The following is a 23,003-nucleotide window of genomic DNA, read 5'->3' as shown; positions in this document are numbered from 1 at the left end:
GCCAGCAACAGTTAAAGAATCTTAACAAGGAACATAATAAACAAACTTTCGAATAGGGTACTAGGAAGATAAGCTATTGGGCAATATTGCTTTTATGCTATTAGGCTTGCCCTCCTGCTATCGAATCACGCTGTTTGGAACTGAGATTCGTTCTGAGTACAAAAAAATGAAGTGTTTTAATACGCGCAAGTTGTGTTTTCGGGGACCCCGAAAACCATCTTGCCTTTACTCTGCAATGCCTCAATTGGGGCATTGCAGGGTAAAGGGAGAACAACCTTCGCAACTCGGTCTTTCTTTCCAAATCTGGGGATAGCGCAAAATAGGATTTGCAAAATGCTAAAATGTGGTATTTTGTATCACCTATTCAACTAATTTTCTCAAGACTTATTTGAGAAATTAACGTCTGAGACTACTACCCCTGTCCTGTCCATCGTCATCCTGTTCCCATGGCTTTCGGTCTGGGGTAGCAATTCGAAGAATATACCCGTCGTCTTCTTTGAAAGCGTTACTCGCTTCAAGCACATGGTGCATAGCGGAGAGATCTTCTCCCTTAATCGTTTCGCTGAACAACTGTGCTCTTTGCAACATTCGGATAAAGGTATCAGGTTCCTGCCTGCGTGTCAATTGTCTGAGTGCGCCAAGGTAATCGTCCCGGAAAACGGTTGGTATAATGATCTTGGTCTGTCCCTGGCTGGTCAGCTCAGCATTCATCATCACTCTCGCCAATCTCCCATTTCCATCCAAAAAGGGATGTACCTCGCTGATCATAAACATCATGAATGCAGCTTTGGCAAAAGGGTGCCTTAATGCTCTGTAGAAATCAAACCCCTGTACCAATGTACCTCCAACAAGCTCATGGTCGACAAATTCAGTATCACCAGCCCGGTTGTTGCGGTCCTTGAACTCGCCCGGATTTTTGTCAGGTCTGGCAGTTAGCATGGTCTTATGCCGATAGCGAAGGATATGAATGAGCTCATCAGAATTCTTGGGGACAACCTGCATTTCCTCACGATTACTGACCATTTGGTAAGTTCCCAGTATATCGTGAGAATCTTCTCCCCTTGCGGGCAAGGGTTTTCCGCTATCAATGATCTTCAGAGCCTCTTCTACCTCAAAACGGGTACCCTCGATAAAGTTAGAGAAGTAGGCTTCGTAGAAGGCAAAATTGCGGAAGGCCCTAGTTGTTTGGTTTGCGTCATATATATCCGCAAACTCACGCTGCTGCAATTCCACAAAGAGCTTTTCGAAGAGGTCCAACCGTGCCGGATCATACGGATGCCCAAATGCCCGGGCAATGGCCACCGGGGATTTCAGGATACCCGAGGGCTTAGTCGACAGCATTGCGCCGACCATCCGGTTCAGCTTATCGAACTCCCTATCCATACCCAGCCTGGTACTGATTTCACTTGCACGGTCCCGCAATTCATTTAGTCCCTGTTCGCCTTTAACCCGTACGATCTGATCCAATTTTTCTTCTATCTGAGGAATTGTCCATGTTTTGGACTCCCCTCCAACTTTACGGGATTCCTGAAGATTCTCCAATAATGCACGGTCCTGTCCTGAGACATAGAGTCCATCGGAAAAAAGTAAATCTCCTGGGAGTGGCCCTTGTCCCTGCATTAAGTTCAACGTAAGGCCCGGGAGTTTGACCTTTCTATCATAGGAATAAGTTAGAAAGATATCACCAGTATCAGTAGGTTTAAATTCAAGGGCGGAGCGGTGACTGAGCAAAACACCTGGATATAGATGCCCGATGATCTTGAACCTATTCCGAAGCACGATAGCCTCCGGAGCTTCCTCCAAATTTGGGGTATATATCTTCGGTGCAATCTTCTTCAGTTTTCCTTCTTTGACAAGCTTGCCAATGGCTCTGCTTATGTTGGAATCGCTGGAAGAAAACAGTATCTCCTGTAGGTGTAATGGGATATCCTTGTCCATGATCTTTACAAACTTTTGAGATTAATTATAGTAATCAACATGTCAGAACAAATTTTTCAAACTAACAAAGTGTATTTATGCGAATTTTTCAAACTAATTTAAGTAAAAATACAGATTTTTCAGATTTGTATTGGAAAGCTATAATTACTTTTTTCAAAAATTTCCTACTAAACTCTTCAAAAAAGCTTTGGTCTACAAATTTTTCCGGATAAACCCGTCTGTTTTACAAATTATTTTAATTATGGAGCGGTTAGCTCTCCTATCAAGGGGTACATAGGAACTCAGGGAGACCGGATTCCTGCTTTTGGAGAAAGGAAAGTATACGCCACTGTAAAGTTCATTTTTCAGCACCCCGTCATTCAGATCGGCAGTATCCTTTTTGATTCTATTGAAATAATTAAACATCTTTATCAGGAATAGAAGTTTTGTCCTGCCGAGTTTAGGGGAAAGATGTTTAAGTCTGCGATTCACTTCCATAGAGAAGCGGACGCGTCTTGTGTTTTCATTAGATCTAGCCATTGCTGTCAGAATTATTGTTAGCGATAAACCTAAATCTGCTGGCCCTGGTAGGGTGCCAGGAGGGGATGTACTCCAGATAGCCATATAAGACGAGTTCGGAAAGGCATTTATGATAGGTAGCGATTGAACGGATCCGCGAAAAATGCATCAGTTTCCTGCGGCTGGTATAGAAAAAATCATGAAAGCCGGGTTGCTTATGAAAATAAAAAAGTGCCATAACCAGTTCGATATGTGATGGCAGCAGTCTATTATCTTTTGCGATGTGCTCAAAGTAAACTTCAAAGTCATGGTCTTGTGTATTGTTATCCATTACCTTCTCCTCCTTCCATCATCTTATCCACATCGCTGGCGCGATAATAAATGCTACCGCCGATTTTCTTGAATGGGAGCGTGCCTGTGATCCGCAGGTTTTGTAGCGTACCCGGAGATATTTTCAGTTTCTTTCTTACCTCACGGCTGCGGAAGCATTCCCTTTCGGCGTCAGTTTTTTCGTTTGTTAGGATCTGTCTGATTTCTTCGAGCAGTTCTTTCTTGAACTGCGACAGGTCTTCTTTTGTCAGGATGTCTAATAGCATGGTATACCAATTTTGTGAACAATATGTACCCCGGTTATACGCGGGGCCACTGCTACAAAGTTGGGATCTGGCGATGAAGTTTGGATGACCAACTCGGCGCGATGGTCATGTTCAGGGATCAAACAGGATGGGATCAATCCTTCTTTTTAGGAACGATGACGAATAGTTGCCGATCTTCTGGAATTTTTACTTCCTTCTGTGAATTATCTTTACCTACAAAATAATTTTTAGCAGTATCTATACTGATCTTCTTTTTGTTATTGCTAAAATAATTGGACACAATTTTATAATAGGGACTGAGCATATCCTTTCGTAACAAGGGAGCGCCGTTAGGAAGCTTTAATTTTTGCATCTGTTGAAATAGGTCGATCACTGTGGTATGATAATCATCGTATATTTCGATCTTGCGCATTATCGTGAAATCGGATAGCTTTTTATTCTCCTCCTGTAGTTTTGCGATCAGTTCATCTTTTTCCTTGAGAAGAATATCATTTGGGCGAACATTCCACCTGTCCTTTGGTGATAGGAAATCCAGAAATCCGCTCAGCTTTTTGATATTGGAAACGTAAAGTGGATGTTTCTTGGAAAATGGGTTCTGGTGATTGAAGTAATCTATCCTGGTAGAAACGATGTACCAAAGGTGGGAAAAGAACTCCTTCTCTGTTCGGTCTCCAGCCGATAGATAATATTTTAGATGGTACCTATAGTAATCATCAAAAGATTTCTCTTTCATACCGTATATCTTCAGTAGGAAATGATTGTCTTCATAGCCCCTTTTAAGTCCCATGATAGTTCCCAGTTTAAATGGATGTGGATCGAAATCGAAAGCTCTTCTGGGTTTAAAGTAATATAATGCCATAACTCTAATTTAGCGAAAAAATATTTTCTTAATAAAAAGATGGATATGGCCTGTTTAGTGTAAGAAGTTATATTCGGCAAATCTGTCTGAGGTTTTCAACTTTTTTGTATATTAAAGAGAGAAAGGACGCCAAGGCGTTTCATCTTCTTTAATGAATTTTTTCATATTTAGGTTTTATAATGAAACTCCTGCTTTAGTCTCCCAATGACAGGCAGGAGTTTTTTATGCAGTCCTCTTATTAACTCCTCATATTTTTATATAGTTATCTGGCCTATTGTTAAGGAATCGCATATGATTTAAAGTATACTACTCAGTATACCAAAAATGAGCTTTACGATATTGTAGAGGCTATAGAGTATCCCCGGAGGATACTCTAAACCCCATTTGCAGGGCATGGGGCAAGAAAAGTAGGGCTCTGCCCAACTTCTGCTTGCTCTAATGACTCGTCCTGAAATAAGTTTACACATTTCTTTTAAAATTTAATCAATTTCCTGAAACAGCTTTACAGCTTAATGACCTGGACCAACTATTCGCTGTACCAGCAGGATCCGGAGGTGACGGCCAACAGTGCAGGCGACGCCTACTAGAACCAGTGTGTTGTGAATCTAGGAATCCAGATCAGCCTGTAGGCTAGATGCGCACTGGTATTGCGCAAGCATCAGGTAACTAAGCAGAGCGGCCTACCTCCGGGTATGTTTCCGGAAGGTAGTGTATGTAAAGGCTGCTTGTCAGCCATTGAGGCGGGGGACTTACCTCAGTCCCAGTTGCCAGGTCTCCTGGACTTTGCCCCGGCTTTTGAGTAGCTCCAGCTGTTCACCCGTGGCTGCCGCCAGTAGCTTGTGCAGGCTGCTGTATTTGTCAAATTCGGGCGGGTACTTTTCGAGCACCCGGAAGCCTTGATCATAAAAGAACTGCTCGGCCTGGTCGAAAGACTCGAAGTAGTTGGCGTGCACGTTGTTTTTCCGGAAGAAATCGTTCCATTGTCCGTCTCTGTCGCTTCCCACGGCATGGGTCTCATGCCGGATATAAATATCGGCGGTGGTCCAGGTGCCGCCCTGCCGCTCGAGCAGCCTGCGGATATGCTGTAGGATCTGCTTTTTGTCTTCATCGTCGAAATACAGCAGCAGCCCCTCATTGATGATGGCGAGGTCGCTGCTGGTCTCCGGATTGCTTTCGGCGTGCAGGACGTCGAGCGGCTGTAACTGCAGGTTTTGCGGGACAGCCTGCTGCATGGTACTCAGCATATCACTCTTCTGGCTGATGATGGCCGGCAGGTCCGTGTCGATGTAGCTGGCGTCGGGGTGCTTGCGGGCGTAGTCCAGACCGCGCAACGAGAAGCCCGCGGAAAGCTCGAGTACGGTAGGTGCTGAGGTCTTTTCCAGAAAGTAATCTAGGGAGCGGTACCGCATTTCGAAGTGCACCACGCTTGCCCAGAAACCAAAATCCTGTTGCGGAGCGGCAGGGATTTCGATGCCGAAATAGGCGGCTACCTCTTCCGCAAAGGGAATGGAGCCTGAGGCCGCTTTGAAGGCCAGCAAGGCGCTGGCGGTATCTGTTACTTTTTTTAATCTCATGATTGTGTGTTTTTTTCTGCAAAGTAACAGCACCCCGGGATGGCAAAATAGGAAAAAGTAGACCTATCGTTATTTGTTGAAGGCATTGCCCAGCTGGTTGGGGGCGCGCATGAACTGCCGGGGCCGCTGTGCGAATACCTTGCGGAAGTTTTGCAGGAAGTGGGATTCGTCATAGTAAAGGTCATACAGATGGTCTTTGTTTTCCCTTTGATGATCACGGATATAGAGGTTGTACATCGCCTGCAGGCGCACGATGGAAGCATATTCTTTCGGTGTCAGGCCGACCTGCTGCTTGAACAGCTTATTGAGATGTCTCTGCGAGCCGGGAATATTTTCGAATACCTCCCGGATTCGGATATTACCCTTATGCTGGTCGATGGCATCCACTGCACTGATGACGCGCCCATCGGCTGCAAACTGTATCCGCTCGGCCAGCAGCTGCAGCAGCGAACCGATACTGTCCGCAGGCAAACCAGTGCAGGAGTCCAGTACCATGCTGCCGTCCCGCTTCAGGCGGGAGATGGACGCTACCCTGTTGACTAATGTGGGCATGGCAGCACCTGCGATGGCATAATAGCCATAGGGCCTGAAGGTGATGCCGATGGAGCTGACCGGGACAGAACCGCGGAGCACAATATTTTTGTTGTGAGGGCCCACCAGATGCAGGTCGTACAGCGGATGATGAAAGACCGTGTCGTCCACGACATGCTCGTAAGTACTTTGATAGTTCCACAGCAATACGCATTTACCGGTCGGGATCACTAGGGCCTGCTCGTGCTCGGGGAGCTGCTCCGGGCTTTCGAACGACCAGATGGACTCAATCAATGGAGATAAACTGTCAGGTACGGGATAATACTGCATGCCGGCATGTAAAAAAGCAAATATCGGAATAATGGGCCAGTCGCGCAACAGGGGCTTCGTGAATTCTGATAGCGGTAAGTTAACTTATTTTTTCCAACCTTTTTGTGTACAGGAGATGTTCAGACCGTAGCAATCATTCCCGAAAGGGGCTAATATCTCGATTCTTCGGCAATATTTTTAATGTCAGTTGACAAAAAGTCGAATACTAAGACTAACTTTCTGTAGGTAAATCTATATCAGTTGAATCATAGACAGCATCGTGTGGAGTTGCTACTTTTGGTGCGAGACAGATTTAATAAGTAATTTAAAATTTGTAGAGTTGCATAGAAGGTTTGATGATTCATTTAAGATAATGGCAGTGGATCTGAGCGTTGTTAGAGGGTCAGTGGCAGAAGTTGCAAAGGAGCTGGATATAGGACCCAGTTTGCTCAGTAAGAGGTGTAGAAACCCTCATTATAATGAGGATAAAGTTTTCCCTGATAATCCTAAAATTAGCACTGGGGAACAGGAGTTGAGGATTTTACGTAAAAAATTAAGAGATGCAGAGTTAGAGTGTGATATATTAAAAAAGGCCATAGCCATCTTCTCCAGGGGAGACGATACATATACCGATTCATAGAGGCTAACCGAGAGGTAAATTACGTAGAGAAGATGGCGAGGTATTGAACGTTAGCAGCAGTTGTTTTTACCGTTGGCAAGTTTCTCCCGAGTCACCTAGGGAACAGCAAAGTAAATCACTCGTGGATAAAATAAATCAGGCACACATGGATAGTAAGTATATCTATTGTAGCCCACGGATATCCGCAGAGCTGCACAAAAAAGGTGAAAAGGTGTCAAGAAGCTATGTTGAAGGGTTGATGAAGAAACATGGAATACGAAGTAAGGTGAAGAAAAAATTTAGGGTGGCCACAGATTCGAGCCATAGCTATAGGATAGCTGAAAATCTCCTCAAAAGAGATCTTTCGGCGGATTCCCTGTCGTAGAAATGGGATGGAGTCATTACTTACATCCATACAAGTACAAGATGGCTTTATCTAACAACAGTCATCGATCTAGCGGACAGAAAAGTGATCGGATGGTCTTTGAGCACTGACATGACCGCTACAAACACTACCGTAGAAGCCATCAGGATGGCTATTAGAAACGGAGGTGTCAAAGTTGGCCTTATCTTCCATTCGGATATAGGGATGCTATATGCTTGCGATGAATTCAGGAAGATAATTGTAGAAATCAGGATACTTCAAATCATGAGCAAGAAGGCGAATTGCTGGGACAACGTAGCAGCTGAGAGCTTTTCAAGACATTAATAGCTGAAATTGTCTACCATAGAAAATTAATGGATCAGCAGTCAGCTAGATTGGAAATCTTTTGATACATTAAAGGGATTTTACAATACCCAAAGAATACATTCTGCTCTGCGGTATAAAACCCCTAAGCAGATCGAGGAGATGCTATTGGAAAGAGAAAGGGTCTGTAAAATGAACTGTGTCAAGGCTTGCTTCACCGCCCCACGGGGCGTGAAGTGACCATCTTTTCAAAATCCTCATTCTGTTCTTTAAATACTTTAAGAATGGCATCATCCATTACACCAACCCCTAAAAAGGACAGCTTTACTTTTTGTGCAGTTGCAAAGCCTTCATCCTTGAGCATATCATCGTAAATCTTGTTGATACGCACACGAATATTGTCCAATTTGAGATTGGTACCCAGGGCCTGGGCACTTTTACCTAAAACTCTTCCGTGCTTTAAATCCCAATTATTGGGGTTGATGTCCAGTTTGGTACTAAAGGATTTTGGTATTCCGTCAATAGTGATACGTCCCATAACAGGCACGTTTCCGTTCTTCTTAGGTTCATTCTTCTTCAGGTAGAAAAGCAGTTTGAACGTGGATCTTTTCTCTTGTTCCATAACTCAATTGTTTAACGTTTAAAATTAAATTTTATTGAGTTACAAGGGAATATGAAAATTTGTGCAAATGACTGAAATATAGATTGTTATATTATCATTCGGTTGGTTGTACTCAGTAACGATTTAGTAACCTAACCTTGTAATTTTAAGCCCAAAACTTGTCGGACACCTACTTCCAAATTTTGCCTCACGTTTTCTAAACTACTGTATATGAATGGTCTTAACCATTTTGCTTATTTTTGCTTTCTTCTAGTATTTTTTAAGAAAAAAAATGAACTGATATATCTTTTCTGTTGTTTTGGAGTCCAAAAACAACAGAAATTCCTTAGATAAACACTGTATATTTTTTTGATTTTCAGCGATACAAAGCAGACACTTTGCCTAATAACGTGAGACAAATAGTCAAAGGTTTTATCTTCGCAAGAGTGCTGTTCTTATTTTCCTTCGGTTCCGGAATTTATAGTTACGCATCGATTCCTAATCCAATACATGCATATTATTCCTCGATGTGTACATGCAAGTGAAAATTATGACAATAATGCTCTAAATAAGTGAAAACTTTGCGTTCCACTGGCTGTACCTCAGTTCTTTCATCGCAATAGGAGGTCTAGTGACATTTCTCTGTTAGAGGTGAAGACTCTCTGGACAAGACAATCGACATAACGGTTGCGCATCTTCAGGTCAAGTGTATCCTTGTTTGTTGGCCGATAGATTTACACATTTTAAGTTATACGGACGAGGAATTCAATCGGTTTTTCTCTTAGCAACGCCAGATCAGCCTCTTGTGGCAGTGATTTTCGATGGTTCGAGCATCATCGAGCCTTTCTATACTTTTTTTCGTGAGACAAACACAATTGTACAAAAAATTTATTGGTTAACGTGTCCTTTAATATATCATCCGCATGAATTAAAAAAGGGAAAACACCCTTTTTGCGAGGCCGGACTTTTCTGCATTTAATTCTCACATCTCAGTCATTCAACATTCCCCTCAACCTTGTTTCAGATCGTCGACAACGAATTTCTCTGCAATAAAATTTTAGTGCCCAAGATCAAGGTACCAAGTTTTGTAGCCTCCTATTCTTTCGGAAGAATCTGGCACATCTTAATTATTGGCTTTTGCACCGACATTTTGTTTCGAAGTGTTTGTTAGCCTCCTGTTTGAAAGATCAGGAGGCTTTTTTAAATTTTAACTTGCCAAGTTTAACGCAATTTGCTATATTTAAGTTGTATAGCAATTGCAGCTAAAACGTATGTCAAACCAGTGAGGGATTCAGTGAGTTGGGAAAACGAAAGTTTGTAAAACACTGATAAAGAGATTATTGCCCGAAGAGTGTTATTCCCCTACGGGCTACAGATCGAAAGATTAAAACTTAAAAAAGCTTGCAATTCATATTGCAAGCTTTTTTTATCTTTGAGTATCTACAAAACCAATACGAACTTCCAGAAAAAAAATGACAACATTTCCTGTTATAGCTTCTACTCTTTCTGCCAAACAATTAGGCGATTTTGTGATAAATAGATATGGCCTAGACGACAAATACCAATGTTCCTTATTCAGAACAGGAATGAACCATACGTATTTTCTTTCCAACACCGAAACGAAATACGTTTTGCGCGTTTATAGTCATAATTGGCGGTCAAAATCCGAAATTATTGAAGAGCTTGAACTTTTGAAATCATTGAAGAAGAATAATTTAAGTGTTTCTTTTCCAATTGAAGATAAAGACGGAGGGTTCATTCAACAAATAAATGCGCCTGAAGGAATCAGATACGTTGTACTTTTTTCCTTTGCTCAAGGGGAGAAAATTCGATTTATGGACATCGAAACGTGCTTTCGGATAGGTTCTCTAATGGCAAATATCCACAACCATACCGAAAACAAGAATATTAACCGTGTGACTTACAATAAGAAGTCGCTTATAGAATTACCTTATGCGTATTTACAACAGTTCTTTTCAGACAAGTTGCCAGAAATGGAACTCATCAAGGAGTTTGGCAGAAATTTTCAAAATTCAGATTTTGATAATACAAAAACCGGAATTATACATATGGATATCTGGTATGATAATATGGCCGTTACAGACGAGCATGAGATTACCATTTTTGACTTTGACTTTTGTGGAAATGGATGGCAAATTTTAGACGTTGGATATTTCTGCAAACAGCTGTTTTTCATAGAATCAGATAAAGAGCAGTACGAATTAAAAATTCAAAGCTTCCTACGAGGATACCAGAGCAGCATTTCTTTATCTGAAAAAGAGCTCAGGTTAATACCGAAAGCTGGCGCTGCTATTTTTATTTTTTATCTTGGCGTACAGGCGCAAAGATTTGATTGGTCCAATATATTTTTGACAGAAAACTATCTTAAAATGTTTGTCGGAAGAATTAAAGCTTGGATGGACTATTACGAAAAGAAAGAAGTCACTGTGGTTAAATAAGGCAAGATTAAGGAATATTAATTCGGTTTTACGTTGAAGGCTGGAAAACAACTCTTGCATAAGCGTTGGGTGAAACTATAAACCAATTACAGGTATTTTGTCTTGTTGGTAATTAAAATGTAACGTATTAATTTTACCTTTACTATTCCAAATAATATAATTTTATGAAGGCACATACGTACGAAACACAATCAACAATTACCCCACAAAAGGCATTGGACTTCCTGAAAGAAGGAAACCAGCGCTTTGTTAATAACCTGAAAGCTAACCGCGATCTTCTCGAACAGGTGAACGCTACACGTGAAGGGCAGTGGCCATTCGCCGTGGTGCTAAGCTGCATCGATAGCCGTACTTCAGCTGAGCTTATATTTGATCAGGGACTGGGTGATATCTTCAGTATCCGGATTGCCGGAAATTTTGTCAATCAGGATATTTTGGGATCGATGGAGTTTGGTTGCAATGTGGCCGGTTCTAAACTTGTTGTCGTTTTGGGGCATACCAAATGTGGGGCATTAAAAGGAGGATTGGATGCGGCGCAGATCGAGGGTATGGGAATGGATAACCTAAATCATTTGATTAATCATTTCGACCCGATCATCAATGAAGTGATCGAGCAGGGGGAAGAACGTTCTTCTAAAAATAGTGTACTGCTTGAAAAACTAAATCAACAGAATATTAAACATGCAATCCGTGACATTCGCAAACAGAGTTCAACGCTCCGGAAATTGGAAGAAGAGGGTAAAATTAAAATTGTCGGAGCGAACTATGACGTCGAAACTGGTAGCGTAAGTTGGCTATAAGCCGAAAGGTCGTGTATACTTTTTAAGAATAAAAAGCATGACGGTCATTTGCTTGAATCCATGCGAATAGTTCTGTGTCATCTAACTGTTTCATGATTACCGCAATTTGTGTAACATCCCTAGTTTAATTAGGTTAAATTATAATTGTGGTGTTGAGTTAATATTAAAAACAGAAATATAGTAATGTTTTTTTATCAAACGATTGCACAAAATGCCAGATACTAAAAATCCTGATCTGCTTAAATTTTTGACAAGTAGATCAGGATTTGAAAAAATACTATTAGAACGGATCTTTATAAGCGGGCATCTACAAATTTTCGATCGAGTATGCCCTTGATATCAAAAACTACGGATGGGTTCTTTTTTAAATTATTGAGATCTAAATGTAAGAACTCTCGGTGTCCCACAGCCAGAATAACACTGTCATAATCTGCAGATTCGGGAAGATCCGATAATAGTTTTAAATTAAAATGTGATTTCACTTCATCTCTATTGACCCATGGATCATAAATGTCGACTTTTAGACCAAATTCTTGAAGATCCTGAATCATATCTATAACTTTACTATTTCTCATATCAGGACAGTTTTCTTTGAAGGTGATGCCCAATACTAACGCTTTTGCCCCTTCAAATTTGATGTTTTTCTGAATCATCAATTTCACCACTTTTGATGCGATGAAGGAGGCGATCTGATCATTTACTTCTCTTCCAGATAAAATAACATGTGGGTGATAACCTAGTTGAGTTGCTTTTTGAGCGAGGTAGTAGGGGTCTACAGAAATACAATGACCGCCCACTAGTCCTGGTTTAAAACGTAGAAAATTATATTTTGTGCCCGCAGCATCTAACACATCCTGTGTATCTATTCCTACACGGTCGAAGATTAGCGCGAGCTCATTCATAAAGGAGATATTTACATCGCGCTGCGCATTTTCGATCACCTTGGCAGCTTCGGCAACTTTGATTGAGGGCGCCAAATGTGTCCCGGCTTCAATAATATTCTTATAAAGTCCATCTACCACCAATCCTGCCTCAGGTGTACTTCCAGAAGTCACTTTCATGACCTTTTGAAGTGAATTTACTTTATCGCCTGGATTAATACGTTCTGGTGAATAACCAACAAAAAAATCTTGGTTAAATTTTAATCCCGAGCAACTTTCCAAAACAGGTATACACTCTTCTTCAGTACAACCAGGATAGACGGTAGATTCATAAATAACCAAATCGCCCGGATTTAATAATCCGCCAATCATTTTAGATGCCTCCAACAATGGTGACAAGTCTGGTGAATTATAGCGATCTATCGGAGTTGGTACAGTGACTATGTATACGTTTGCATCAGCAATGTCTGCGGTAGAATTACTCGCATCATATCCCTTACTTTGGTTTGATGTGAGAAATAGCTCTCTTGCACGTTCCAGTTCTTTTTTATCAGCTTCCAGTGTACGGTCAACACCGCGCCTAAGTTCATCAATACGTGTTTCATTAATATCAAATCCAATCACGGGGAAATAATCGGAAAATGCTATTGCTAACGGCAATCCGACATATCCTTGACCAATGATGGCAATTTTTTTTACCTGAAAATCTCTCATATATAGCTGTAAATATACGTTCTTTGCTTTAAATTTAACCTCTTGTCAACCAACCTCTGCGTCCAGCTGTTGCTATGGCATAGGGTGTAATCCAGAATAAACTGAAGGCGTAGAATATACTGTAACTATATGCCCAGAAAGCTTCTTTGGCATCCGAGTTTTTGGAAGCAAAGAAATAGGCCTGGACGCTGGAAAATATTAAGATACCGACCAATGTTGAGCTTAAGAACATCAGTGGATAATGAAATACGGTCCATAACATCAGTAATATCATCGGATAAGACAATAACACTTTTTTCCATTGCATAAGCAATAAGATACGTGCTCCCCATTTAGGTCCCTGACGGAAATTCTTAAATGTAAATTGACTCATCGCAATGTTTTCACGCACGTTGCTTCGTTCCCAACGGATAAACATCTTGTACAGATTTTTGTAACGTACAGGTGTGTCGGTATAAACGTATGCGTTGGATTGAAATAGAACATGATACCCCTGTTTCAGGATCATATTGGTCATCGCGCGATCTTCACCGATATCAGACGGTTGTCCCATAAAAGTCTGGTTAATCCAATCTTCCAAACAGTTCATGACAGCCTCTTTACGATAGCCAGATAATGCTCCTGGTGTACACATGACAGTACCCAACATACTTTGTGCAGAACGCACAAACTCAAAGCTGAATACGAAGCTAACATTCAACATACGGGGTATAATCGCTTTTTTGGTATTCAATACACGCACGTTACCCGCAACGGCTCCACATTCCTTGTTTGTTACAAAAGGACTCGCCATATTACGTATGGTATCCTTTTTAACAACAGAATCACTATCAACCGTAATAAAGATTTCTCCCGTACCTAACTTAAATCCACGGTATAAAGCATGTCTCTTACCCATATTCTTGGGCTGCTGATAAATTTCAACACGATCGCCCAATTCCATTTTGGCACGTTGTATCCAGGCAAAGGTATTGTCCTTACTTCCGTCATCAATAGCGATGATCTGAAGTTTCTTCTCCGGATAGTCGCTGCTAGCTAAACTATGTAAGGTATCATAGACTAACTGTCCTTCGTTATAAGCCGGAACGATAATCGTACAAGTAGGTAACTCATCGTCTGATACCGAAGCGATAGGTTTATATTTACGATGTAGTACAATCAAAAAAATCAAAAAGCTGATAGCGATAGCTGCTAAAAATATACCCAAGGCGATCAAAAATGTTCCGCCGATGCTGTCCAAACGTTGGAAACGTAATGCATCAAAATCAGGCTGAAGCATGTATACGCCAAAAACTGACGCAAATAGTATAAAAAAAGTCGCTCCAAAAATACCATATTCTTTCGGACCAAAGTTGCTTTCCTCGTTTTTGTTCACTGTATGATCAGATCGCTTTTCTCCTGCATTTACATCATATACAGCAGGCTGCCATTGTTTGGTCATCTGCTTGGATACGATCGAGTTTTCTTTCATGTAATTCATAACCGTTCTATTTTAGATACACATTCGTTCATTCTATATTTAACCGATACCGCAATCGGCATCATTTGTAATGAAAATATTACGATTGCATAAACGCAAAAGACATGCCTTTATTTTGTGCCAAAAATGGCACCACTGTTCAAATTGTAACGTTCTTGATACAAAGTAATGTTGAGTAAGTTGTTCTTTTTCAGTGTTTTAATTTTGTCTTGTAATAAAAATCGATTAAAATATAATAACGATATGGGCAGTAGACTTTTAAGGTTTTTTAACATTTGCCTGCAGATTGTTAAGAAAAATTGACAACTTTTGTGACAAACTGTGTAGGAAAGGGGGCAATCGGTCAGGTGAAGAATTCGGCTGAAACCAAATAAAAAAATGCAAGGGATAGAGAAAAAAAAGACGCTCCCAAAAGAGAGCGTCTCCAATATGATTGAGTTTCGGAATCGTCTTTATCCGCCAAATTCCATCAGATAATTTTTTAGAAAATCATTTAGATCACCATCCAGGACAGCTTGTGTATTGGAGGTTTCGTAATTGGTCCGTAAATCTTTAATTAACTTGTAAGGATGGAGGACATAATTTCGAATTTGGGATCCCCATTCTATTTTCTTCTTGTTTCCTTCAATAGCAGCGGTAGCTTCCTGGCGTTTACGCATTTCAATCTCATATAACTGTGATTTCAATAAGCGCATCGCATTTTCTTTGTTTTGTAATTGCGATCTGGATTCCTGATTTTTAATAATAATGCCCGTAGGTTTGTGATGTAATCGAACAGCTGTTTCCACCTTATTTACGTTCTGGCCTCCTGCACCACCTGAGCGGAACGTGTCCCATTCGATTTCCGAATCCTTAACATCAATCTCAATATTATCATCAATCAAGGGATAGACATAAACAGACGCGAACGAGGTATGGCGTTTTGCATTGGAATCAAACGGAGAAATCCGAACGAGCCTGTGTACACCGTTTTCTCCCTTCAGGTAGCCATAAGCAAAATCGCCTGATATCTGTAAGGTTACACTCTTAATGCCTGCAACGTCACCTTCCTGCGAATCTTGTTCGGTCACTTTATACCCATTTTTCTCGCCCCACATAATATACATCCGCATCAGCATGGCAGCCCAGTCACAACTTTCAGTCCCGCCGGCACCAGCTGTAATCTGTAAAATTGCATCCAGCTGATCTTCTTCGGCACTAAGCATGTTTTTGAATTCGAGTTCCTCGACTTGCGCTAAAGCTAGTTTATATTGGTCGTCCACTTCCTTATCACTCGCGTCGCCAGATTGGAAGAATTCATACATGACATAGGCGTCTTCAACCGCCGCTGCAACTTCGTCGAAGTGGTCTGTCCATACCTTTTGGTTTTTTATGGACAAGAGTATTTTTTCTGCAGCTTTGGAATCATCCCAAAAACTTGCTTCAAGCGTAATAGCTTGATCTCTTTCTATCTCTTCTTTGCGTGCATCGATGTCAAAGATGCCTCCTCAGGGAAGTAACACGATCCCTCAAGTCTTGAATTTGTTCTTTTGTCATATCCGCTAAAGTAGAAATTTTAATTAATAAATTCGTGCTTCTATCGAATAACTTCGCACCCAATATAGATTGCCCAATAGGGATAATTTGACCTTTTTTTTTTAGTTTTGGTATTGTCAACGGAATAAACCTTCATTTAAGGATCTACACGATGTGTAACAATGAAATACGGAAGGCTCTTATTGATGTTTAAAACAACTAATTTCAGTAAAAACAGTATGTTCCCAAAAATTAATTTTACAACGACTGAGGCCTATAAGAATCTAGCGCAGCATTTTGGTTCTTTTGCAGGGCTATCTAGCAATAGCGAAAAAAATGATCTACGTGCACTTTTTGCCGCAGATCCCGAACGTTTTGAGAAGTTCTCGATCGCTTTCGAAGATATACTTTTGGATTACTCCAAAAATCGGATTACTGCAGAAACAAAAGCGCTCTTGGTTCAGTTAGCTAAAGAATGTGGTCTTGAAGAAGCGATAGCGGCTATGTTCTCGGGCGAGCGGATCAACGTGACCGAAAACAGACCGGTGTTACACACCGCTTTGAGAAACCAATCCGGCCAACCCGTATATGTGGATGGAAAGGACGTCATGCCTGATGTTAAACGAGTGTTGGCACACATGAGAACTTTCACCGAAGAGATTCTATCTGGCCAGTGGAAAGGATATACAGGAAAAGAAATTACCGATGTAGTTAATATCGGTATTGGAGGTTCAGATCTCGGCCCTGTGATGGTAACAGAAGCATTAAAAGCTTATAAGACGCGGTTAAATGTCCATTTTGTTTCCAATGTAGACGGTACACACATTGCTGAAACATTGAAAGCTGTGGATCCTGAAACAACGTTGTTTTTGATTGCATCAAAAACTTTCACAACACAGGAAACGATGGCCAATGCTCATACCGCTAAAGACTGGTTTTTGGCGAGCGGAGCCCTTCAGGAGGATGTCGCTAAGCATTTTGCAGCATTGAGCACCAATACAGAAGCAGTACGTGCCTTTGGAATAGATACTCAAAATATGTTTGAGTTTTGGGACTGGGTAGGCGGACGGTATTCCCTGTGGTCTGCTATAGGTCTTTCAATTAGCTTGGCAATAGGCTTTGATAATTTCGAGGAACTTTTAAAAGGTGCCTACGATACGGACGTTCATTTTAAGGAAACTCCCTTCGAATCCAATATTCCGGTAATATTGGCTTTGCTTGGTGTATGGTACAATAATTTTTTCAAGGCCGAAAGCCATGCAATTCTCCCTTACGATCAATACCTACACCGTTTTGCCGCTTATTTCCAACAAGGGGATATGGAAAGTAACGGTAAGTATATTGATCGCAATGGTCAACAGGTGGATTATCAGACTGGACCGATTATCTGGGGTGAACCTGGTACGAACGGGCAGCACGCCTTCTATCAGTTGATTCACCAGGGCACCAAGTTGATTCCTTGTGATTTCATTGCACCTGCCAATAGTCTTAATCCGATCGGAAACCACCACCAATTGCTGTTGTCTAACTTTTTTGCGCAGACTGAGGCTTTGATGAATGGCAAAACGGAAGCCGAAGTGGTTGCTGAATTTAAGAAAGCCGGAAAGTCGGACCCGGAAATTGAAGCACTGAAAGCCTATAAAGTTTTTGAAGGTAATCGCCCAACGAATTCCATCCTGTTCAAAAAAATGACGCCACGCACTTTAGGACGACTTATCGCATTGTATGAGCATAAGATTTTTGTCCAGGGTGTGATCTGGAATATTTATAGTTTTGATCAATGGGGTGTCGAGCTCGGTAAACAATTGGCCAATCAAATCCTCCCGGAATTAAGCGACGCCAATCCGGTTACAAGTCATGATTCTTCGACAAATGGATTGATCAATGCGTACAAAGCTTGGCGGGATTAAAATTGCTCTCTGTGATCTAAATTAGATCCGGGATGAAATAGAAGAAACGGGGCTGTTCAACTTTTGGACAGCCCCGCTTTTAGTTAGACTTTTTTCTGCTGGATTCGAATGGCATTTAAAATAGCCAAAAGTGCTACCCCAACATCGGCGATAACGGCTTCCCAGAGCGTTGCAACACCACCGGCACCAAGAACCAAGACAATGATTTTGATCCCCATCGCGAGAATGACGTTCTGCCAGACAATGCTTCGGGTAATTTTACCGATTTTGATGGCAGACAGGATCTTGTGGGGTTCATCGTTCTGGATCACCACATCAGCCGTTTCGATGGTTGCATCGGCTCCGAGTCCACCCATGGCAATGCCGACCTGCGCCAAAGCTACTACAGGTGCGTCATTTACGCCGTCACCTGCAAAGGCAACACGGCGACCTTGATCGATCAGTTGTTGTACATGATTTACCTTATCTTCCGGAAGGAGGTCCCCAAAAGCTTTGTCTAGCCCAAGTTCTTTGGCAACTTCATTTACTACCGCTGTTTTATCCCCAGATAGCATGACGGTATATAAACCTTGAGCACGCATGGTTTGGATCACTTCCTTGGCATCGGGCTTAATCCGATCCGCCACAGTGATATAACCCGCATATTGATCTTCGATGGCAAGCAATACAATGGAGTAGGCCACTTGCCTTAGCTCTGCAGGATAGCTTATATTGAATTTGTCCAGTAACTTGCTGTTGCCTGCGAGTGTACGTTTTCCATTAACAGTGGCGAGGAGTCCGTGGCCTGCTATTTCCTGGGTTTTCTCAGCTTGCAATGCGGGCCTGCCGGGATGATAACTTGCGATCGCCTTTGCGATGGGATGTGTTGAATGTGCCTCGACAGCCTTAGCGTAACTCAGTAATTCCGTTGGATCTCGATGGACAGCAAAAACTTCCGTTACTTCAAATACACCCGCTGTAAGTGTCCCCGTTTTATCCATGACAATGGTATCGACAGCGGTGATGGCATCGAGGAAGTTCCCGCCCTTAAATAGTATGCCATTTCGGGAGGCTAAACCTATACCACCAAAATACCCCAAGGGAATCGAAACAACCAGGGCACAGGGACAGCTGATCACCAAGAAGACCAAACTCCGGTAGAACCATTCTTTAAAACTATAGTCCTGAACAAAAAATAGGGGTAAAATAAGAACCAAAAGCGCGAGGCCGAAAATAATAGGAACATATATTTTGGCAAATCTGGCAATAAACAATTGTGTTTTGGACTTCCGTGCGGTAGCATCCTGTACCATTTCGAGAATTTTGCTCAATTTGCTATCCTCAAATGTACTGGAAACCTCGATCTCAACAACCGTTTCCAGATTAATCATGCCTGCAAAAACAGCTTCGTCCTTATATTTTGTATCGGGTTTACTCTCTCCAGTCAATGCTGCGGTATTAAATGCAGCTTTCTCCGTTTTCAATTTACCATCCAGCGCCACTTTTTCTCCTGCTTTTACAAGGATAATTTCACCGATTGTGACGGTTTTTGGATTTACCTGCTGCTGTTGCCCGTTGCGCAGCACCGTTACTTTATCGGGACGGATATCCAATAGCGATTTAATTGATTTCTTGGCGTTATCGACGGCAGTATCCTGAAACCACTCTCCGATTTGGTAGAATACCATTACCGCGACACCCTCTTCAAATTCTCCAATGGCGAAAGCACCCAAGGTTGCAACGGTCATTAAAAAAAATTCATTAAAAATATCACCACGGCTTGCCTTGCGAAATGCCATTTGAATAACGGGGATTCCCGCGAGAAGGTAGGCAACGCTATTTAAGGTCAAGCTGATGCCAAAGGGAAGGCTGATCTTAAACGCATATTTCAATAGGAGTAAAGTAAGTAAGATGGTGAGTGCCATGAGGAGCTTACGTTGGGTGATCCACCAAGGCTGTTCCTTTGTTGTAAGACCATGCTCCGGTGTGGCATGGCTATGCTCGTGGTTGTGTTCGCACATATATCAGCGGTTCTTTATGAGAATTAAATTTACCGAATTCTGCCGTAAAAAGCGAGGGAATGGGGATAAACTCATCCATAAAGACGACTATTTTAGAGGAATCGGACCGGTAAAAAATATATTTCAACTGATAGGTTATTTCAATGGAGGAATGTGAAAAAGGGCTATCCAATTTTTTGGATAGCCCCTTATGCTATGTAATGAATGTACTCTTATTCTTTTGACATACTGCCAATAATCATTTCCAATATGGCAACGACAATGGCAAACAGCGCTGCGGTCCAAAATCCATGTACATCAAATTTGGAGCCGAGAAGTGAATCGGTCAACAAGACCATTAATACGGTAATAATAAAGGAAACTAGACCCAAGGTAATCCAATTCAATGGGAAAGTAAATAACCTTAAAATCGATCCCACAGTGGCGTTGACAAATCCAATGACAAGTCCTGTAACGATCGCCCAGCCGAAACCAGCAACTTCCGCACCAGGGACAACCCAGCAAGCAATTGCGACTACCAGGCCAGTAACTAAAAGACTAATAATAAATTTCATAATATGTGCTAATTTATAACGAGTAAATAAAGTAATAATATAATAATTGTCGTACAAACCCAATGCCAAACTTTGTTTAAATTATCGTTTTTAATCTTTGGGGTTAGATGGATGGATGGATGGATGGATGGATGGATGGATGGATGGATCGTTAACTTGTATTAATAACTGGGGCTGATTGATAAATAGCAATACTGGAATAAAAAATATATGCAAGCATAGTAAATATTTTGTATATTTATTCAGAAGCTATGCATGCTCTAGCCGTATGGTCATCAACGATTATGCGTGTTATGTATGACGATTGCCGATGGTGGAAAAGAATTGAAAGACGTATTTAAGTCGTTTAAACAAGCGATCGGATCGCCAATAGCGGGGAAATTGAAAGAATTAAGTTCATAAAATAATAGACCCATGAAGAAAATTATGATGTCATTCATAATGCTGCTGACTACAGTGGCATTATTTGCGCAGACCGATCCCATCATCGGAAAGTGGGAAAACCCAAGCGGCGAAGGTCGTGTTGAAATTTACAAGAAAGGCGATAAGTTTTTTGGTAAGCTCTATTGGCTGAAATTTCCAAATAATGAAGCCGGTCAGCCGAAGAAAGATATAAAAAATCCAGATAAAGCACTGCAGAGTAGAAATGTACAAGGGCTAGAAATCTTGACCAATTTTGATAAAGATGGCAATACGTATGTTGACGGAAAGATCTATGATCCGAAGTCGGGCAAAACGTATAGCTGCAAGATGACCTTAAAAGGCGATAAGCTTGATATCAGAGGTTATGTGGGTGTGAGCTTACTTGGACGCACCGAGACATGGAAAAGAATTAATTAAGATAGAAAATGGCTGCAAAATCAAAATAATCCGCTTGCATGGATAGGTCAGATTCCACCAAAAAGGCAATTTATTTCTAGGAAGTAAATTGCCTTTTTGGTTTTGTGCTGGAATTACAGTATTTTCATCCCTACAAATTATAAATACCAGCTCTATGGCCGTAAAAATGTCTTATGTTGAAAATGTCAAGCTTGCACTACAGTCCATTGTAGGGAATAAGCTGCGGACATTTTTAACAGCACTGATCATTGCCATAGGGATGATGGCATTAATAGGGGTATTGACCTCGATTGATGCGATGAAAAACTCGTTGACAGATTCCTTTTCGTCGATGGGATCAAATTCCTTCAACATACGCAACAGGGGATTGAATGTTCGGATCGGTAATGAAGGGACTCGCTCAAAAGTCTTTGCTAATATTACTTACGCTCAATCCGCAAAATTCAGACAGGATTTTCACTTTAATGCGTTGACATCAATCAGTGCCAATGTGAGTTGGAATACGACCGCAAAATATCAATCCAAAAAGACAAACCCCAATATCGGCCTGATCGGGACAGATGAAAATTATCTGCAGACATCAGGGTATGTTGTCAGCGAAGGCCGTAATTTTTCTACGCGGGAGGTTGAAACAGGTAGTGGCGTGATCATCATCGGTAGTGAAGTGAGTAAAATGCTATTCAACGAAATTATTGATCCCATAGGACAGTTTATTACTGTTAACAATATCCGCTATTTGGTGATAGGAGTCTTAAAAAGTAAAGGTTCCTCTGCCGGGATGGGCGGGGACAGAGCCTGCTTTATTCCCCTGATCAAGGCCCGGGCAGTGATGCAAGGTACCGAGCCTTCCTATGTGATCACTGTTTCTTCCAATGACCCCATGCGATTGGAAGCCGCAATTGGCGAAGCTACAATCGTATTTAGAAATATTCGCGGATTGGCATCACGGCAGTCAAATGATTTTGAAATCACCAAATCAGATGCGGTTGCCCAGATGCTGATGCAAAATATGGCTATGGTTACTTTGGGAGCAGTGGTGATCGCTTTTATAACCCTTGTGGGAGCTTCAATCGGATTGATGAACATCATGTTAGTTTCGGTCACCGAACGTACGCGAGAGATCGGTATTCGTAAGGCAATCGGTGCAACACCGAGTGTTATACGCAAACAATTTCTGATGGAAGCAATTGTGATCTGTATGATTGGAGGTGTCGCCGGGATCTTTATAGGTATTTTGATTGGTAATATCCTGGCGCTGCAGCTCGGCACATCTTTTATTATACCTTGGGGAGCGATTATTTTGGGTTTTGCGGTATGTGGACTCGTCGGTATGTTATCGGGCTATTACCCGGCCTCAAAAGCATCTAAACTGGATCCAGTCGACGCACTTCGTTACGAGTAATTCACATTGCAGCGCCTAACACGCTATTTTCACGAAATTTTTATGGATAAGACCTTTTCTTATGCGATAGCCTAAATCCGCTAGCTATCGCTCCTATCTGTTATTAAAATTCTGGCGCTTTTCGTCTAAAATGCGAGAGTCCAAAGTTGAGATAAGGTTATACCAACTTCGGACTGCAAGCATAATGAGTCCACCTTGAGTCCACGTTGAGTCCGTCTTTTTCAAGTGGATTTAC

Annotated in this window: 20 protein-coding genes; 8 read left to right on the top strand and 12 right to left on the bottom strand. The window is 41.6% G+C overall.

Features of this window, described 5'->3' with window-relative positions:
* Positions 1 to 396 precede the first annotated feature (396 nt).
* From B4Z90_RS24210 to B4Z90_RS24185, 6 genes are all read right to left on the bottom strand, one after another.
* Positions 397 to 1,938: a Fic family protein gene (locus B4Z90_RS24210; RefSeq protein WP_070565846.1), complete on the bottom strand. Its 1,542-nt coding sequence runs from the start codon at positions 1,936 to 1,938 to the stop codon at positions 397 to 399.
* Between the two features lie 511 nt (positions 1,939 to 2,449).
* Positions 2,450 to 2,767, bottom strand: coding sequence for a hypothetical protein (locus B4Z90_RS24205; RefSeq protein ID WP_115045974.1), 318 nt, complete (start codon positions 2,765 to 2,767; stop codon positions 2,450 to 2,452).
* Positions 2,760 to 3,032: a helix-turn-helix domain-containing protein gene (locus B4Z90_RS24200; protein ID WP_145328040.1), complete on the bottom strand. Its 273-nt coding sequence runs from the start codon at positions 3,030 to 3,032 to the stop codon at positions 2,760 to 2,762. The genes B4Z90_RS24205 and B4Z90_RS24200 overlap by 8 nt, the downstream gene beginning before the upstream one ends.
* 133 nt (positions 3,033 to 3,165) lie before the next feature.
* Positions 3,166 to 3,891: a TMF family protein gene (locus B4Z90_RS24195; protein ID WP_070565849.1), complete on the bottom strand. Its 726-nt coding sequence runs from the start codon at positions 3,889 to 3,891 to the stop codon at positions 3,166 to 3,168.
* 749 nt (positions 3,892 to 4,640) lie between these two features.
* Complete coding sequence (locus B4Z90_RS24190; RefSeq protein ID WP_070565850.1) at positions 4,641 to 5,465, bottom strand: class I SAM-dependent methyltransferase; 825 nt, start codon at positions 5,463 to 5,465, stop codon at positions 4,641 to 4,643.
* 69 nt (positions 5,466 to 5,534) lie between these two features.
* A complete protein-coding gene (locus tag B4Z90_RS24185; protein WP_286727526.1) occupies positions 5,535 to 6,374 on the bottom strand; it encodes a helix-turn-helix domain-containing protein in 840 nt (279 codons plus the stop codon).
* A gap of 271 nt (positions 6,375 to 6,645) precedes the next feature.
* Between B4Z90_RS24185 and B4Z90_RS24180 the strand changes: the two genes are divergently transcribed.
* The 3 genes from B4Z90_RS24180 (at position 6,646) to B4Z90_RS25265 (ending at position 7,633) form a co-directional block, all read left to right on the top strand.
* The gene (locus B4Z90_RS24180) at positions 6,646 to 6,945 is read left to right on the top strand and encodes a transposase (RefSeq protein ID WP_139144983.1); all 300 of its coding nucleotides are present in this window, start codon (positions 6,646 to 6,648) and stop codon (positions 6,943 to 6,945) included.
* Between the two features lie 121 nt (positions 6,946 to 7,066).
* A complete protein-coding gene (locus tag B4Z90_RS24175) occupies positions 7,067 to 7,309 on the top strand; it encodes an IS3 family transposase (protein ID WP_262886153.1) in 243 nt (80 codons plus the stop codon).
* A 15-nt stretch (positions 7,310 to 7,324) separates the two neighbouring features.
* Complete coding sequence (locus tag B4Z90_RS25265) at positions 7,325 to 7,633, top strand: DDE-type integrase/transposase/recombinase (protein ID WP_083295929.1); 309 nt, start codon at positions 7,325 to 7,327, stop codon at positions 7,631 to 7,633.
* Between the two features lie 193 nt (positions 7,634 to 7,826).
* On the opposite strand, the gene B4Z90_RS24170 is transcribed toward B4Z90_RS25265, so the two are convergent.
* A complete protein-coding gene (locus B4Z90_RS24170) occupies positions 7,827 to 8,234 on the bottom strand; it encodes an Arm DNA-binding domain-containing protein (protein ID WP_070565854.1) in 408 nt (135 codons plus the stop codon).
* 1,451 nt (positions 8,235 to 9,685) lie between these two features.
* On the opposite strand from B4Z90_RS24170, the gene B4Z90_RS24165 reads away from it, so the two are divergent.
* On the top strand, positions 9,686 to 10,672 hold the full coding sequence (locus tag B4Z90_RS24165; RefSeq protein ID WP_286803568.1) for a phosphotransferase: 987 nt from the start codon (positions 9,686 to 9,688) through the stop codon (positions 10,670 to 10,672).
* A 164-nt stretch (positions 10,673 to 10,836) separates the two neighbouring features.
* The gene (locus B4Z90_RS24160; RefSeq protein ID WP_070565856.1) at positions 10,837 to 11,472 is read left to right on the top strand and encodes a carbonic anhydrase family protein; all 636 of its coding nucleotides are present in this window, start codon (positions 10,837 to 10,839) and stop codon (positions 11,470 to 11,472) included.
* A 293-nt stretch (positions 11,473 to 11,765) separates the two neighbouring features.
* Here the strand turns inward: B4Z90_RS24160 and B4Z90_RS24155 are convergent, their stop codons facing one another.
* The 3 genes from B4Z90_RS24155 to prfB form a co-directional block, all read right to left on the bottom strand.
* Positions 11,766 to 13,067 carry a nucleotide sugar dehydrogenase gene (locus B4Z90_RS24155; RefSeq protein WP_115045954.1) on the bottom strand — a complete coding sequence of 434 codons (1,302 nt, stop codon included), beginning with the start codon at positions 13,065 to 13,067 and terminating at the stop codon, positions 11,766 to 11,768.
* Between the two features lie 34 nt (positions 13,068 to 13,101).
* A complete protein-coding gene (locus B4Z90_RS24150; protein WP_286803566.1) occupies positions 13,102 to 14,547 on the bottom strand; it encodes a glycosyltransferase in 1,446 nt (481 codons plus the stop codon).
* A 452-nt stretch (positions 14,548 to 14,999) separates the two neighbouring features.
* Positions 15,000 to 16,083 (bottom strand): peptide chain release factor 2 gene (gene prfB, locus B4Z90_RS24145; RefSeq protein ID WP_201639914.1). Its coding sequence is split into 2 segments (ribosomal slippage): positions 15,000 to 16,022 and positions 16,024 to 16,083, totalling 1,083 coding nucleotides; the frame shifts between segments, so codons are not numbered across the junction.
* A gap of 218 nt (positions 16,084 to 16,301) precedes the next feature.
* Here prfB and pgi point away from each other — a divergent pair.
* Positions 16,302 to 17,972, top strand: coding sequence for a glucose-6-phosphate isomerase (pgi, locus tag B4Z90_RS24140; RefSeq protein WP_286803625.1), 1,671 nt, complete (start codon positions 16,302 to 16,304; stop codon positions 17,970 to 17,972).
* Positions 17,973 to 18,055: 83 nt separating this feature from the next.
* Here the strand turns inward: pgi and B4Z90_RS24135 are convergent, their stop codons facing one another.
* Both B4Z90_RS24135 and B4Z90_RS24130 read right to left on the bottom strand, forming a co-directional pair.
* On the bottom strand, positions 18,056 to 19,972 hold the full coding sequence (locus B4Z90_RS24135; protein ID WP_115045951.1) for a heavy metal translocating P-type ATPase: 1,917 nt from the start codon (positions 19,970 to 19,972) through the stop codon (positions 18,056 to 18,058).
* A gap of 212 nt (positions 19,973 to 20,184) precedes the next feature.
* Positions 20,185 to 20,526 (bottom strand): phage holin family protein, encoded by a 342-nt coding sequence (locus tag B4Z90_RS24130; RefSeq protein WP_115045949.1) that lies wholly within the window; start codon positions 20,524 to 20,526, stop codon positions 20,185 to 20,187.
* Positions 20,527 to 20,940: 414 nt separating this feature from the next.
* On the opposite strand from B4Z90_RS24130, the gene B4Z90_RS24125 reads away from it, so the two are divergent.
* Both B4Z90_RS24125 and B4Z90_RS24120 read left to right on the top strand, forming a co-directional pair.
* Complete coding sequence (locus tag B4Z90_RS24125; protein WP_046673759.1) at positions 20,941 to 21,366, top strand: DUF2147 domain-containing protein; 426 nt, start codon at positions 20,941 to 20,943, stop codon at positions 21,364 to 21,366.
* 154 nt (positions 21,367 to 21,520) lie between these two features.
* The gene (locus B4Z90_RS24120) at positions 21,521 to 22,768 is read left to right on the top strand and encodes an ABC transporter permease (RefSeq protein WP_286803562.1); all 1,248 of its coding nucleotides are present in this window, start codon (positions 21,521 to 21,523) and stop codon (positions 22,766 to 22,768) included.
* The last annotated feature ends 235 nt before the right edge of the window (positions 22,769 to 23,003 follow it).

The organism is Sphingobacterium sp. UBA5639, assembly GCF_002421245.1.
GTDB lineage: Bacteria > Bacteroidota > Bacteroidia > Sphingobacteriales > Sphingobacteriaceae > Sphingobacterium > Sphingobacterium multivorum.
The sequence above is the reverse complement of the archived record's forward strand: the minus strand, read 5'-3'. Positions and strand labels throughout refer to the sequence as shown.